Genomic DNA, 13,107 nt, shown 5'->3' with positions numbered 1-13,107 from the left:
TCGTTGTGGGAAGCTGCCCACACCCGATCACGGAGGTGCACTGTGGGTGCCGGCACGTACGGAGACGCCGCTTACCGCTTCCTCGTTCCCGATGCGCCGCAGCACAAGCGCACCGACTCCGACCTGTTCCCCGCCTTCGGCTCCACCCGTGCCGCGACGCTGAACGTGTTCCGCGCCAGGCCAGGCGTGCAGAGTCCCAGCCTGATCTCGTCGTGGTCGGGAACGATCGACAGCCTGCTGTTGTCGTTCCCCTCCTACGGCGTCCAGAGCGCCGAGCTCGTGGCGGGCTACCGGTCGGTGATCGACGCGATGCGCGCCGGCACCCGGTTCGTCGTGGTGCATCACGAGAGCGACCGGCAGACCGTCGAGGAGTGGTTCGCCGGGCATCCCGCGGCGAACGTGTCGTACGTGCCGATGCCCGACTACGTGGACTTCACCGACTGGGCCGAGGACGGGTACCTGGCGCTCGTCGACGCCGGTGAGTCCCAGACCTACCTGCTGGAGCCGTGGTCGTTCCCCCGCTCGGGCGACTCGCTGATCGCGGACACCGTCGAGGAGTACACGTCGGTGCGGGCGAGCCAGGCACCGCTGGTGTTCCAGGGCGGCAACTGCCTGATCGGCGACGACTTCTGGTTGCTCGGCACCGACTACTTCCTCGACACGCTGGAGCTGGTCCGCACCGGCGAGCTGCCGATCAGCGTGCCTGCCGGCTGGACCGAGGTCGAGTTCGTCCGCGAGCTCTTCAGCCGGCACGTGGACAGCGCTCGTGAACTTCGGCTCGTCGGCACGAAACGCCCGTTGGGGCTCAAGAAGTACTACGCGACCGTGGTGGGCGGCGAGTTCCTCCTCGACCTGCCCGGTGGCGGCACCGGTGACCTGCAGCCGATCTTCCACATCGACATGTTCGTGACACTGGCCGGTCCTGGCTCGGACGGCCGGTTCCGCGTGCTCGTGGGCAGCCCTCAGCTCGCCGACGCCGCGCTCGGCACCCGGTCGCCGTTCTCCCTGCAGACCGCGTACGACGAGATCGCCGCCGAGTTCTCCCAGCGCGGGTTCGACGTCGTGCGCAACCCGCTCGTGCACCGGCCGGAGATCACCCAGCAGCTCGCCTTCTCCGCTCTGCGCTCGTTCGCCGACACTCCTGACGGTGCCGAACTGCGCGAGGTGGTCGCGTCCTTCGCGGCGGCGGGCGCGCAACCGTCGTCCACCATCAGCGTCCGGTCGTGGCACCACATCACCTGGAACAACTGCTTGGTGGAGAACAGTTCCAGCGGCCGGACCGTGTACCTGCCGACGTTCGGGCACGGCCCGCAGGCGGACCTGGCCGTGATCGACGACTCGATGGAGCAGTTGTGGAGCGGGCTCGGGTTCACGGTGGTCCGGCTCGCCGACTTCAACGCGTTCGCCAGCAGGCTCGGGGTCGTGCACTGCATCAAGAAGTACCTGGGGCGGGGTGCGTGATCGACCTGGCCGCAATAAGTAACACTTGAATATTTAGTAACACGTGTGCATGATCTGGGCATGGATCTGCACGTGGTCGAGCCTGCACGCGATCGCCGGGTGCGCCGCACCCGCGCGTCCGTGCTGCGGGCCGCGTTCGACCTGGTCACCGCGCGCGGCACGACGGCGATCACGCTGTCCGAGATCGCCGAGGCCGCCGACGTGAGCCGCCGGGTCGTCTACCAGCACTTCGGCGACCTCGACACGGTGCTGCTGGAGTCCGGCCTCGACCTCGCCCGCCGCGAGTTGCTCCCCTGCGTCGCGGAACTGCGGCAACCGGTGGACCCGCGGCCCGAGATCCTCGCCATGGCCCGGCATTTCGCCGAGCACAAGGTGTTCTACCGCGCCCTGCTGACCGGCTCCTGCGCCTACGCGCTGGACCGCGGGCTGATCAGCCTGCTCCTGCCCGTCAACCGGCAGGGTGTCGAGCACGTTTACGGCGACCGGCTCAGCGCGCAAGCCGCCGACGACCTCGCCGCTTTCATCACCGGAGGAGCCGGGTCGTTCGTGACGGCCTGGGTGATCGACGGCGCGCGCGACCCGGAGGCGTTCACCGACCGGTTGATCGCCGTGATGTCCGTCCTGATGGAGATGTCATGATCAGCCGCCTGATCGAGCGCAAGCTGAAGCTCTCGCCGCCACTGACGCGCAACGTCGTGGTGCAGAAGGGTTTGCGGGTGCCGATGTCCGACGGTGTCGAGCTGCTGGCGGACCGGTGGATGCCGCGCTCCGGTGGCGACCGGCTGCCCACGGCGTTGCTCCGCTCCCCCTACGGCCGCAGCGGCATCGGCAACCTCCTGGCGAGGCCCCTCGCCGAGCGCGGGTACCAGGTGGTGATCCAGAGCGTGCGCGGCGGGTTCGGGTCCGGTGGCACGTTCGACCCGATGCGCCAGGAACGCGAGGACGGCCTCGCGACCCTCGACTGGCTGGTGGCGCAGCCGTGGAGCGACGCGATCGTGCTGTACGGGATGAGCTATCTGGGGCACGTGCAGTGGACCGTCGCCGACCAGCTGCCGCCGCAGGTCAAGGCGATGATCCCGGTGGTGACCGAGTCCGCGCTGACGCTCGAGTTCCTGCGCGCCGACGGCATGTCGCTGGAGACGCCGTTCGCGTGGGGTGTGCTGGTCGGCATCCAGGAACGGCCGCTGGCGATGCTGCGTCAGTTGCGGCAGGGCAAGAAGACCGCGCGGGCGCTGAGCACGCTTCCGTTGCGAGAGGCCGACGTCGCCGCGCTCGGCGAGCGGTCCGCCTACATCCAGGACATCCTCGTCCACGACGCCGACTCCCAGCGGTGGGACGGGTTCGACCACAGCGCGCGGGTCGCGGACGTCACCGTGCCGGTCAGCTCGATCGGTGGCTGGTACGACATCTTTCTGCCCGGCCAACTGCGCGACTTCCAGGTGCTGCAGGAGAAAGGTCGTCCGGCACGGCTGACCATCGGGCCGTGGACGCACGCGCAGTTCAACTCCACGCCGGTCGACGAGGCCGTCTCGTTCGGACTCGCCCACGCGCGGGGCACGCAGCCACCGGACCGCGCGCCGGTCAGGTTGTACGTGATGGGCGAGGAGGCCTGGCGCGACTTCCCGTCGTGGCCGCCGCCGGGCTACGAGCCGCGGCGCTTCCACCTCGGCGCCGGCGGCGAACTGGGTCCGGAGCCTGTTGAGTCCTCCGTGGACTCCTACCGCTACGACCCCGCCGATCCCACGCCGGCGGCAGGGGGCGTGCGGATGGTCGAGGACAGCGGCCGCGCCGACAACACCGCGGTGGAGGCCCGGCAGGACGTGCTCACCTACACCACGCCCGTTCTCGACGAGGACGTCGAGGTGGTCGGTGAGGTGAGCGCGGAGATCTGGTTCTCGTCGAGCCTGTCGCACGCCGATGTGTTCGTGCGGCTCTGCGACGTCGATCCGCAGGGCCGGTCGTGGAACGTGTGCGACGGGCTGGTGAGCCTGACCGGAGCTGAAGAGGTGCAGTGCGCCGCCGTCCGGTTGTGGCCGACGGCGTACCGCTTCCGGCGCGGTCACCGCATCCGGGTGCAGGTGTCGAGCGGCGCTTTCCCGCGCTACGCCCGCAATCCCGGCACCGGTGAGTCGCGTGCCACGGCCACCAGGTTGCTCGCGGCCGACCAGACCGTCCACATCGGACCAGTCCGGCCGTCCGCGATCACGCTTCCGGTGCGCTGACGTCAGAGGACGCGAACGGAGACCGCCTGCGGCCCCTTCTGTCCCTGACCGATCTCGAACTCGACGGCCTGGTTGTCCGGGAGGCCCTGGTGGTCGTAGCCGACGATCTCGGACTGGTGCACGAACAGGTCGGCGCCACCGCCTTCCGGCGCGATGAAACCGAAGCCCTTGGTGCCGTTGAACCACTTCACGGTGCCCTGAGTCATTCGCGTGCTCCTAGCGTCGGCTGGGCGGAGAGACCGAGCATCAGGAGAAGTTCCCTGCAGTCGCTCGCGTCATGGGCGCGTTCTGCCACTCTGCGGGCTGCCGCGTGTTGCTGAACGGCTTCTGCCTGTTCTGCGGCTATGCGCGCGTCGGCGAAGTCGAGCGCCGCACGGCGGACGGGACGAGATGTGTCGAGTGATGTCATCGGGGCATCAGCCGCACGAATGACCGTCGAACATCATCGGCCTGCGAGGAATCGGATGGAACGAGGTAGAGCTGATGATCCGGCAGCAAGCCGGTGCTCCTGTCTCCGGCCGGATGACCACCGCGCCGAACTGGATCGGGGGACCCGACGGCGGGCTGCCGACAACTCCGAACCCCGACCGGGCCGACTGTACATCAGAGGCGGCCCCAGCACGGCGCGCAGTACTGTCGTCGCATGTCAGATGAGCACGGCGGCCCCGCGGTCGGCCCCACCCTGTCCGAATGGCGCAAGGCCCGCGCGGAGACGGAACGTCACCTCGCGTCCGGCTCCGAGCTGCCCATCAGCACCGAATGGGTGCAACGCCTCGCGGATCTGCTGACCACCGAGCGGTCCTGGCAGGATCAGTACACCGAACTGCTCGCGCTGGGCAGCAGCGGCGGCCAGTTCCCGTCCTCGAACCGCTGACGGGTCAGGGCCCTTTGCCCTTGCCGTTCTTCTTGCCCGGTTTCGCCTTGCCGCTCCTGTCCTCCTGCTGGACAGGGGGCGGCGCGGCGGTGGTCGGAACGACAGGCTGCTCGACCACAGGCTGCTGCTCGACGACGGGCACCGGAGTCTGCTGAACGGTCTGCGGCTGCGTCGAGGTGGACACGGGCGGCGCCGACTCCGCGGGCGTGGCGCGGTTCTGCACGACGAGTCCCGTGCCGACCGCCGCGAGCAGCACCGCGGCCGAGGAGGCCACGAGCAGTCCGCGGGAAGGTCGCCGGACCGTCTCGACGCGCGTCGGCGGGCCCGAATCGAGCAGGGCGTCGGCGCAGTCGCGTGCGGACGGCCGGCGAGCCGGGGACAGGGCCGTCATCAGCGACAACAGCCGCGTGAGACCGAACGGGAGATCAGCCGGAACCACCGGAGGGCGGTGCAGCCGGGCGACGGCCGCCTCGATCTCCGCGCCCTCGTACTCGCGGTGCCCGGTCAGGCACTCCAGCAGCACCAGTCCCAGGGCGTACACGTCGACCGCCGAGGTGATCTCCGTACCGCGCACCTGCTCCGGCGCCAGGTAGGCCGCGGTGCCGACGACCTGGTCGGCCCGCGTCAGCCGCGCACCGTCCGCGAGGCGCGCGAGGCCGAAGTCGGCCAGGCGCGGAACGCCGTCGTCGTCCAGCAGGATGTTGGACGGCTTGACGTCGCGGTGGATGAACCCGTGACCGTGCACATGCGACAGTGCGTCCGCCAGAGCCGCTCCCAGCCTCCGGACCTCGTCGACGTCCATCGGCCCGTTCGCGATCCGGTCGCGCAACGTGCGGCCCTCGACGAGCTCCAGCACCATGAACGGGGTGTCGCCGGACGTGTCCGCGTCGTACACGGACACCAGTCCTGGATGCGACAGCGTCGCGAGCGTGCGGATCTCGTTGGTGAACCGCCGGACGTCCACCTCGTCCTGGCAGGTCCGGAACAGCTTGACCGCGACGTCGCGGTCCAGCACGACGTCCGTGGCCCGGCGGACCTCCGCCATGCCACCCGTGCCCAGCAGTTCGCCCAGCCGGTAGCGGTCGGCGAGAAGACGTCTGTCCGGCATGGTCCGGGATTCCCACCGGACAGACGTCCCAACCGTCGGTCTGCGAGGTCAGTCCGCGACGGCGAACGCGGCTTCCAGCGGCGGAAGCACCGCGCGTGCGTCGACGCCCCCGAACCACAGTCCGACCACGAAGACCGACATCGCCTCCAGGTACCGGGCCCGGTGCAGCCCGCCCGCCCTCGCCGGTTCCGCCTTCAGGTCGCGGACGAGCGTCTCTGCCTGAGCCAGTGCGTCCTCGTCGTCACCGCACAGCGGCACGACCAGGCGGCGTCCCTCGAACACGCGCTCGTCGGCGGCCCACACCTCGGCGGCGCACAGGTTGAACGCCTTCACCACGCGCGCACCCGGTGCGAGCTTGGCGACGCGCTCGGCGACGGCGTCCTCGCTCAGCACCATGCCGCCGCTGTCCGGCTCGAAGGCGTTCGTGCAGTCGATCACGATCTTCCCGCCGAAGTTTCCCTGCCGCAGAACGTCGGTGAGCGCTGACACCGGCACCGCCAGCAGCAGGACGTCACCGAACTCCACCGCTTCCCCGATCTCGCCGCGCTTGCCGTACCTGATCTCGTGGCCCGCCGCGGCCCAGCCGTTGCCCAGTGCCCGTGCCATCTGCCCGGCACCGATGATTCCGATTCGCATGCCGCAGACGCTAGGAAGTTCGAAAGGCACCCGCGGGTGCGCAACGGCGCTGGCAGGCTGGACACCGTGACGACCGAACAGGTGGACCTGGGACCGTACGGCGACTTCGAGGCCGACTGCCCGGCCAGGCTCGCAGTCGACCTGTTCGGCAGCTCGTGGCTGATGGTGATCGTCTACACGTTGCGGGACGGCCCGATGCGGCCCGGCGACCTGCGCGAGACCATCGGCCACATCAGCCAGAAGATGCTCACGCAGACGTTGCGCCGCATGGAGACCATGGCGCTCGTCGAACGCCGCCGTTACGCCGAGGCACCGCCGCGCGTCGAGTACTCGCTGACGGCCGCCGGGCGTGATCTGCTGGTACCGATCTTCGCCCTGGGCGCCTGGGCCGACGAGCACGGCGACACCGTGCGGACCGCGATGTTCGGCGATACCTGAATTCGTCCGCTGTTTGGCCCCTCGCTCGGTTGATCACCCCGTGACTAATGTCGGATCGCGGCCGCGACAACCGCCAACAACAACGAGGTGGAAAAACCATGCGTGCATTTTCGACGTTCGTGCTGACGGCAGCCGCAATAGTGGCCACCGCGGTGCCGTCCATTGCGGCGGCCCCGCCGGTCGAGGCCGCTGTCGTTGTTCAGCCGCAGGGCCGGCTGGAGGCACGCGGAGCTGCGGTGACCGTGCCCACGAGGGTGATGTGCCAGCAAGGCGCCACCGGGTCGCTGTGGGTGCAGGTCACCCAGAACGTCCGCGGTGAGCTCGCGATCGGCGAGAAATACACGCCGAGCGTTCCGTGCACCGGCGAATTCCACAAGGTCGACGTGACCGTGGTGTCGCGCACGAAAGCGTTCCGGCCGGGCGTCGCATTCACGTCGGCGTCGCTGAACGTCTATCTGCCGCCGGACAGTTCAAGCACTGTCGAACAAGACCGCGAAATGATGCTCGTCCGGTAATTCACCGTTTGACGGCACTGGACGCGCGGACCACGAGCTCCGGCTGGAACTTCACGTGCCGGTGCTCGTGGTCCGGCTCGTTCTCGGACAGCAGCAGACTCGCGGCGGTGCGGCCCAGCTGTTCACGCGGCTGGCGCACCGACGTCAGCGGCACGGCGGCGGCCGCGGCGAACTCGATGTCGTCGTAGCCCACGACGGCCAGGTCGTCCGGGACCTTCAGGCCCTGCTGCGTCATCGACTGCAGCAGGCCGAGCGCGAGCAGGTCGTTGGCGCAGAACGCGGCAGTGGGGCGGCGCGACGCGGGCAGGCCCACCAGCCGCTCCCCCGCGCCGCGGCCCTCCGCCACCTGCAAGCTCTTCGTCTCCAGCACCGTGAGCGCGTCCCGGGGCAGGCCGGCGTTGGTGAGCGCGCGCAACGCCCCCTCGTGACGATCTCGCACCTGCTGGATCGACAGCGGGCCGCCGACCATCGCGATGCGGGTGTGGCCGGTCTCGATCAGGTGGGTCACCGCGAGCTCGCCGCCGAGCACGTCGTCCACGGCGACCGAGCAGTGCGTGCCGTCCGGCGACTCGCGGTCGACCAGCACGACCGGGGTGCCGCGTTCGGCGAACTGCGCGCTCTCGCCGTCGACCGGGGTGATCAGGATGCCCTCGACGCGTTGTTCGTGCAGCAGCTCCAGGTACTCGCGCTCGCGGCCGTCGTCCGACGCGCTGTTGCACAGGAAGAGCGCGAGCCCCGCGTCTCGTGCCGCGTCCTCCACGCCACGGGCCACGTCCGTGAAGAACGGGTTCGCCGCGTCGAGCACGACGTAGGCGATGACCCTGCTGCGGCCCGCCCTCAGCTGGCGCGCGGACTCGTTGCGCACGAAGCCGAGCTCCTCGATCGCGGCCAGGACCCGTTGCCGCGTCGCCGGGGCGACGACGTCGGGCCGGTTCAGCACGTTCGAGACGGTCGCGTTCGACACGCCGGCGTGGTGCGCGACGTCGCGGATGCCCACTGACGGCTTCACCGGCGGCTCCTTCGTTCCTGGTCGCTGCTTCGCGGACTCCGGCGAGTTCACCGGGCAGCCTGTCATCCGGCCGCCGTCTCGCCGTGACCGGGCTTCACCGAGTCACGAAGACGAGGCGACTCGGACGACCGGCGCGAACCGCCTTTGTTGAAACGTGACAACGAATCGTACCTCGGGTCCCTTGACATGTGGCCGTAACACACCCAGAGTGCACGTAACTCGGCGGTTAAAACGTTTCAACATCGAGGAGACGGACGTGGACCGACCTCCCGTGGTGGCACTGGACGAGGTGAGCAAGTCCTTCGGCGCCGTCCGCGCGTTGTCCGGGGTGTCGCTGCGACTGCTGCCCGGCGAGGCCCACGCGCTGCTCGGGGAGAACGGCGCGGGCAAGTCGACGCTGATCAAGACCCTGGCCGGGGTGCACCGCCCGGACGCGGGCCAGGTGCTGGTCGACGGCTCTCCGCAGCGGTTCTCCGGCCCTGCCGACGCTCTCGCCGCCGGCATCGCGATCATCTACCAGGAACCGACGCTCTTCGGTGACCTGTCGGTGGCGGAGAACGTGTTCATGGGCCGTCAACCGCTCGGCTTCGGCCGCCGGATCGACGTGTCCGAGATGCACGCCCGCACGTCGGAGTTGTTCTCCCGCCTCGGTGTCCGGCTCGATCCCGCGCGTCCGGCACGCGGACTGTCCATTGCGGACCAGCAGCTCGTCGAGATCGCCAAGGCGCTGTCGTTCGACGCCCGCGTGATCGTGATGGACGAGCCGACAGCCGCCCTTTCCGCGCACGAGGTCCAGCGGCTTTTCGGTGTGGTGCAGGCGTTGCGGTCGCACGACGCGGCGGTTCTGTTCGTGTCGCACCGGCTCAACGAGGTGTTCGAGCTGTGCCAGCGGGCCACGGTGTTGCGCGACGGCGAGTTCGTCTGGTCCGGTCCGCTCACCGACGAGACGCCGGACTCGTTGGTGCGCCGGATGGTCGGCCGAGAGCTGTCGCAGCTGTTCCCCAAGGAGGACACGACGGCCGGCGACGTGCTGCTGTCGGTGCAGCGGCTGACTCGCGAGGGCGTGTTCACCGATGTGTCGTTCGACGTGCGGGCGGGCGAGATCGTGGCGCTGTCCGGACTGGTCGGCGCGGGCCGCAGCGAGGTCGCGCGGGCGGTGTTCGGCATCGACCGGCCCGACGGCGGTTCCGTCGTCGTGCGCGGCCGCAAGCTCAAGTACGGCTCCCCCACCGCCGCCATGGCCGCGGGCATCGGGTTCGTGCCGGAGGACCGGCGCCAGCAGGGGCTCGTGATGGACGCGTCCATCGAACGCAACACCGCGCTGGCGTCGTTGGGTCGCCTGTCGACGTTCGGGTTGTTGCGGCGTCGCAGTGAACGCGCCCTCGCCCAGGACTGGGCGGTCAGGCTGCGGCTGAAGTTCGCGAAGCTGAGCGACCCGGTCGGGGTGCTGTCCGGCGGCAACCAGCAGAAGGTCGTGCTCGCGAAGTGGCTGGCGCGCAAGCCTTCTGTGCTGATCGTCGACGAACCGACGCGCGGCATCGACGTGGGGACGAAGGCCGAGGTGCACCGGTTGCTGTCGGAGCTGGCCGGTCAGGGCGTGGCCGTGCTGATGATCTCCTCGGAGCTACCAGAGGTGCTCGGGATGGCCGACCGCGTGCTGGTGATGCACGAGGGACGGCTGGTCGAGGAGCTGTCACGGGCCGAGGCGACCGAGCAACGGGTGGCGCTCGCGGCGGCCGGACAGGTGGTGGCGCGATGACCCCGCGAACGAGCGACTCAGCACCACCGCACCCCACCGAGGTGCGCGACGCGCCCCCGCCCAGCCGGCGCACCGCGGCCCGCCGCCTCTCCACCCGAGTCGGCCGCGTTCGCGAACTCGGCATCGTCGTCGCCCTGGCCCTGGTCGTCATCCCCACCGCGATCGTGAACCCGAGGTTCATCCAGCCCCAAAGCCTCCGCGACCTCCTCCTCAACGCCTCGATCGTCGCGCTCCTGGCCGTCGGCCAGACCCTCGTGGTGGTGACCCGCAACGTCGACCTCTCCGTCGGTTCGGTCCTCGGCCTGTCCGCCTTCCTGACCGCACAACAGTTCGCCGACCACCCCGGCACGCCGCTCCTCGCGGGCATCGGGTTCGGCATCGCGGTCGGACTCGCGTGCGGGCTCCTCAACGGCCTCCTGGTGGCGCTGGGCAACGTCCCCAGCCTCGTGGTCACCCTCGGCACCCTGTACGTGTTCCGCGGCATCGACTTCGCCCTGGCCCACGGCAGGCAGGTCAACGCCGCCAACCTCCCCGACGCCCTGCTGGACCTGGGCAGCAGCCGCGTCCTCGGCATCCCGATCCTCGTCCTCATCACGGTCGTGGTCATCGCGGTGGCCGCGGTCTACCTGCGCTCCTACCGCTCCGGCCGCGAGCTGTACGCGATCGGCTCCAACCCGGAGGCCGCCACCCTCGCCGGCATCCCGGTGGCCAGGCGCACGCTCACCACGTTCGTCCTTTCAGGACTGATCGCGGGACTGGCCGGCGCGCTGTGGGTCGCCCGCTACGGCACGGTCGACGCGGCCGCGGGCACGGGCCTGGAACTCCAGGTCGTCGCGGCGGTGGTCGTCGGCGGCGTCGCGATCTTCGGCGGCTCCGGAACCGTGGCGGGAGCCGCGCTCGGCGCGCTTCTCCTGGGCACGATCACCAGCTGCCTGGTGGTGCTGCAGATCCCCGCGTTCTGGCAGCAGGCGATCGCGGGCGCGCTCCTGCTGAGCGCCATCACCGTCGACCGGCTCCTGGCGCTCCGGCTGGCCAAGGCCCTGCGCACCACGGAAGGAACCAGCCATGCGTAACCTCCTGCGGTGGGAGACCGCGCTGGTGTTCCTGCTGATCGTGGTGGCGCTGACAGGCCAGGTCAGCACGGATGGATCGTTCCTGTCCGGCGGCAACCTCTTCTACCTCGGCCTGGACATCGGCGAGATCGCGCTCATCGCGCTGCCGTTGACGCTGGTGATCGTCGCGGGCGAGATCGACCTGAGCGTCGCCTCGGTGCTCGGCCTGTCCAGCGCGATGATCGGCTGGCTGTGGAACGCGGGCTGGCCTCTCGAGACCATCCTGCCGACGGTCATCGTCATCGGCGCGGTCTGCGGAGCGTTCAACGGACTGCTCGTCACGAGGCTCGGCCTGCCCAGCCTCGCGGTCACCATCGGCACGCTCGCCCTCTACCGCGGCCTCGCGCTGGTCGTGCTGGGCGACACGGCCGTCGCGGACTTCCCGGCGAGCTACACCGCGTTCGGCACGACACCGATGCCCGGCACCGGCATCCCTTACCCGATCGTGCTCGCCGCGATCCTCGCCGTCCTGTTCGGCATCGCCTTGCACGCCAGCTCGTTCGGCAGGTCGGTGTACGCGATCGGGGCGAACGAGGAAGGAGCCCGGTTCTCCGGCATCCGGGTCAAGCGGATCAAGCTCACCCTCTTCGTGCTCGCCGGAGCCGTGGCCGCGGTCGCCGGCATCGTCTACACGTTCCGCTTCTCCAGCGCCCGCGCGGACAACGGCGTCGGGCTGGAGCTGGCCGTCGTCGCCGCGGTCCTGCTCGGCGGCGTGTCCATCTTCGGTGGCAAGGGTTCGCTCTTCGGCGTGCTGGCGGGCGTGCTGCTGCTGGGCGGCCTGCGCAACCTGCTGATCCTGCAGGACACCTCCACCGAGGTCCTCACCATCGTCACCGGCCTCCTGCTGCTGGTGAGCGTGCTCGCCCCCTCCATCACCCGACGCGTTGGCACACTACGAAAGGCCGCCACATGAACACACGTCTAGTGGTCGCCCTGGTCATGTCCGGGGCCGTCGCACTCACCGCCTGTGGTGGTACGACGAAGGACAGTTCGACCCAGCAGACCGGTGGCGCCACCAACGCCGCCAAGGCAGACCCGAACGCGCCGCTCAAAGAAGGCCTGAAGATCACGTACCTGCCCAAGCAGGTCAACAACCCGTACTTCACGGTGGCGCAAAAGGGCGCCGAGCAGGCGGGCACGGCGATCAAGGCCGAGGTCAAGGCGACCGGCCCGTCCGACGCCGCCGCGTCCTCGCAGGTCACCTACATCAACACCGCCGCGCAGCAGAAGCAGGACGCGCTGGTGATCTCCGCCAACGACGCCAACGCGGTCGCGCCGGCGTTGAAGACTGCGCGCTCACAAGGCTTGAAGGTCGTCACGTTCGACTCCGACGCGGCACCGGACGCCCGCGACGTCTTCATCAACCAGGCCACCTCCAACGAGATCGCGGCCGGCCAGGTGAAGCTGATCTCGGAGGCGATCGGGGGCAGCGGTGAGATCGCGATCCTGTCCGCGACCCCGAACGCCACCAACCAGAACGCGTGGATCGAGGTCATGAAGACCGAGCTCGCGAAGCCCGAGTACTCGGGTCTCAAGCTCGTGGAGACCGCGTACGGCAACGACGACGACCAGACGTCGTTCCAGAAGACCCAGGGTCTGCTGCAGGCGCACCCGAACCTCAAGGGCATCATCTCGCCGACCACCGTCGGTGTCGCGGCCGCGGCGCGCTACCTCAGTTCGTCCGAGTACAAGGGCAAGGTCCAGCTGACCGGTCTGGGCACGCCGAACCAGCTGCGCAAGTTCGTGCAGGACGGCACGGTGAAGTCGTTCTCGCTGTGGGACCCGACCAAGCTCGGCTACCTCGCCACGTACGCCGCGGCAGCGCTGGCGTCCGGGCAGATCACCGGTGCGGAGGGCGAGAAGTTCAAGGCCGGTGACCTCGGTGACTACAAGATCGGCGCCAAGGGCGAGGTCGTGCTCGGCCCGCCGACCGTGTTCACCAAGGACAACATCGACAAGTTCGACTTCTGACC

At 69.6% G+C, this 13,107-nt stretch carries 14 protein-coding genes; 10 read left to right on the top strand and 4 right to left on the bottom strand.

Annotation, left to right across the window (positions count from 1 at the left end):
- The first annotated feature begins 42 nt into the window (after positions 1 to 42).
- The 3 genes from ABZ345_RS01345 to ABZ345_RS01335 are packed head-to-tail and all read left to right on the top strand — an operon-like array spanning position 43 to position 3,683.
- Positions 43 to 1,461 carry a hypothetical protein gene (locus tag ABZ345_RS01345; RefSeq protein ID WP_359841712.1) on the top strand — a complete coding sequence of 473 codons (1,419 nt, stop codon included), beginning with the start codon at positions 43 to 45 and terminating at the stop codon, positions 1,459 to 1,461.
- Between the two features lie 60 nt (positions 1,462 to 1,521).
- Positions 1,522 to 2,100: a TetR/AcrR family transcriptional regulator gene (locus ABZ345_RS01340; RefSeq protein ID WP_359841710.1), complete on the top strand. Its 579-nt coding sequence runs from the start codon at positions 1,522 to 1,524 to the stop codon at positions 2,098 to 2,100.
- The gene (locus ABZ345_RS01335) at positions 2,097 to 3,683 is read left to right on the top strand and encodes a CocE/NonD family hydrolase (protein WP_359841708.1); all 1,587 of its coding nucleotides are present in this window, start codon (positions 2,097 to 2,099) and stop codon (positions 3,681 to 3,683) included. The genes ABZ345_RS01340 and ABZ345_RS01335 overlap by 4 nt, the downstream gene beginning before the upstream one ends.
- Before the next feature lie 2 nt (positions 3,684 to 3,685).
- On the opposite strand, the gene ABZ345_RS01330 is transcribed toward ABZ345_RS01335, so the two are convergent.
- Positions 3,686 to 3,889 (bottom strand): cold-shock protein, encoded by a 204-nt coding sequence (locus ABZ345_RS01330; RefSeq protein ID WP_359841706.1) that lies wholly within the window; start codon positions 3,887 to 3,889, stop codon positions 3,686 to 3,688.
- A 437-nt stretch (positions 3,890 to 4,326) separates the two neighbouring features.
- Here ABZ345_RS01330 and ABZ345_RS01325 point away from each other — a divergent pair, with 437 nt between their 5' ends.
- Complete coding sequence (locus ABZ345_RS01325) at positions 4,327 to 4,557, top strand: hypothetical protein (RefSeq protein WP_359841704.1); 231 nt, start codon at positions 4,327 to 4,329, stop codon at positions 4,555 to 4,557.
- Positions 4,558 to 4,561: 4 nt separating this feature from the next.
- On the opposite strand, the gene ABZ345_RS01320 is transcribed toward ABZ345_RS01325, so the two are convergent.
- Positions 4,562 to 5,665 carry a serine/threonine-protein kinase gene (locus tag ABZ345_RS01320; RefSeq protein ID WP_359841702.1) on the bottom strand — a complete coding sequence of 368 codons (1,104 nt, stop codon included), beginning with the start codon at positions 5,663 to 5,665 and terminating at the stop codon, positions 4,562 to 4,564.
- A gap of 48 nt (positions 5,666 to 5,713) precedes the next feature.
- The gene (locus ABZ345_RS01315) at positions 5,714 to 6,301 is read right to left on the bottom strand and encodes an NAD(P)-binding domain-containing protein (protein WP_359841700.1); all 588 of its coding nucleotides are present in this window, start codon (positions 6,299 to 6,301) and stop codon (positions 5,714 to 5,716) included.
- Between the two features lie 66 nt (positions 6,302 to 6,367).
- Between ABZ345_RS01315 and ABZ345_RS01310 the strand changes: the two genes are divergently transcribed.
- Entirely contained in the window at positions 6,368 to 6,739 is a 372-nt protein-coding gene (locus ABZ345_RS01310; protein ID WP_359841698.1) for a helix-turn-helix domain-containing protein, read from the top strand.
- A 47-nt stretch (positions 6,740 to 6,786) separates the two neighbouring features.
- Positions 6,787 to 7,254, top strand: coding sequence for a hypothetical protein (locus tag ABZ345_RS01305; RefSeq protein WP_359841696.1), 468 nt, complete (start codon positions 6,787 to 6,789; stop codon positions 7,252 to 7,254).
- 1 nt (position 7,255) lies between these two features.
- Here ABZ345_RS01305 and ABZ345_RS01300 read toward each other — a convergent pair whose 3' ends face one another.
- Positions 7,256 to 8,263, bottom strand: a complete 1,008-nt coding sequence (locus ABZ345_RS01300) for a LacI family DNA-binding transcriptional regulator (RefSeq protein WP_359841694.1) — start codon at positions 8,261 to 8,263, stop codon at positions 7,256 to 7,258.
- Between the two features lie 256 nt (positions 8,264 to 8,519).
- Here ABZ345_RS01300 and ABZ345_RS01295 point away from each other — a divergent pair, with 256 nt between their 5' ends.
- From ABZ345_RS01295 to rhaS, 4 genes are read left to right on the top strand one after another with little or no spacing between them, the layout of a single operon-like run.
- On the top strand, positions 8,520 to 10,022 hold the full coding sequence (locus tag ABZ345_RS01295; protein ID WP_359841692.1) for a sugar ABC transporter ATP-binding protein: 1,503 nt from the start codon (positions 8,520 to 8,522) through the stop codon (positions 10,020 to 10,022).
- Complete coding sequence (locus ABZ345_RS01290) at positions 10,019 to 11,095, top strand: ABC transporter permease (RefSeq protein WP_359841690.1); 1,077 nt, start codon at positions 10,019 to 10,021, stop codon at positions 11,093 to 11,095. Before ABZ345_RS01295 ends, ABZ345_RS01290 begins: the two co-directional genes overlap by 4 nt.
- Entirely contained in the window at positions 11,088 to 12,047 is a 960-nt protein-coding gene (locus ABZ345_RS01285; RefSeq protein WP_359841688.1) for an ABC transporter permease, read from the top strand. Before ABZ345_RS01290 ends, ABZ345_RS01285 begins: the two co-directional genes overlap by 8 nt.
- Positions 12,044 to 13,105 (top strand): rhamnose ABC transporter substrate-binding protein, encoded by a 1,062-nt coding sequence (gene rhaS, locus ABZ345_RS01280; protein ID WP_359841686.1) that lies wholly within the window; start codon positions 12,044 to 12,046, stop codon positions 13,103 to 13,105. Before ABZ345_RS01285 ends, rhaS begins: the two co-directional genes overlap by 4 nt.
- Positions 13,106 to 13,107 lie beyond the last annotated feature (2 nt).

This window comes from Lentzea sp. NPDC005914 (assembly GCF_040629405.1).
GTDB lineage: Bacteria > Actinomycetota > Actinomycetes > Mycobacteriales > Pseudonocardiaceae > Lentzea.
This window is presented reverse-complemented; position numbering and strand designations above follow the sequence as displayed.

What these genes read in the sequence shown, in the direction of transcription:
- ABZ345_RS01340 (WP_359841710.1), top strand. Translation starts at nt 1,522, where the DNA reads ATGGATCTGCACGTGGTCGAGCCTGCACGCGATCGCCGGGTGCGCCGC.
- ABZ345_RS01335 (WP_359841708.1), top strand. Translation starts at nt 2,097, where the DNA reads ATGATCAGCCGCCTGATCGAGCGCAAGCTGAAGCTCTCGCCGCCACTG.
- ABZ345_RS01330 (WP_359841706.1), bottom strand. Translation starts at nt 3,889, where the DNA reads ATGACTCAGGGCACCGTGAAGTGGTTCAACGGCACCAAGGGCTTCGGT.
- ABZ345_RS01325 (WP_359841704.1), top strand. Translation starts at nt 4,327, where the DNA reads ATGTCAGATGAGCACGGCGGCCCCGCGGTCGGCCCCACCCTGTCCGAA.
- ABZ345_RS01320 (WP_359841702.1), bottom strand. Translation starts at nt 5,665, where the DNA reads ATGCCGGACAGACGTCTTCTCGCCGACCGCTACCGGCTGGGCGAACTG.
- ABZ345_RS01315 (WP_359841700.1), bottom strand. Translation starts at nt 6,301, where the DNA reads ATGCGAATCGGAATCATCGGTGCCGGGCAGATGGCACGGGCACTGGGC.
- ABZ345_RS01305 (WP_359841696.1), top strand. Translation starts at nt 6,787, where the DNA reads ATGTCGGATCGCGGCCGCGACAACCGCCAACAACAACGAGGTGGAAAA.
- ABZ345_RS01290 (WP_359841690.1), top strand. Translation starts at nt 10,019, where the DNA reads ATGACCCCGCGAACGAGCGACTCAGCACCACCGCACCCCACCGAGGTG.
- ABZ345_RS01285 (WP_359841688.1), top strand. Translation starts at nt 11,088, where the DNA reads ATGCGTAACCTCCTGCGGTGGGAGACCGCGCTGGTGTTCCTGCTGATC.
- rhaS (WP_359841686.1), top strand. Translation starts at nt 12,044, where the DNA reads ATGAACACACGTCTAGTGGTCGCCCTGGTCATGTCCGGGGCCGTCGCA.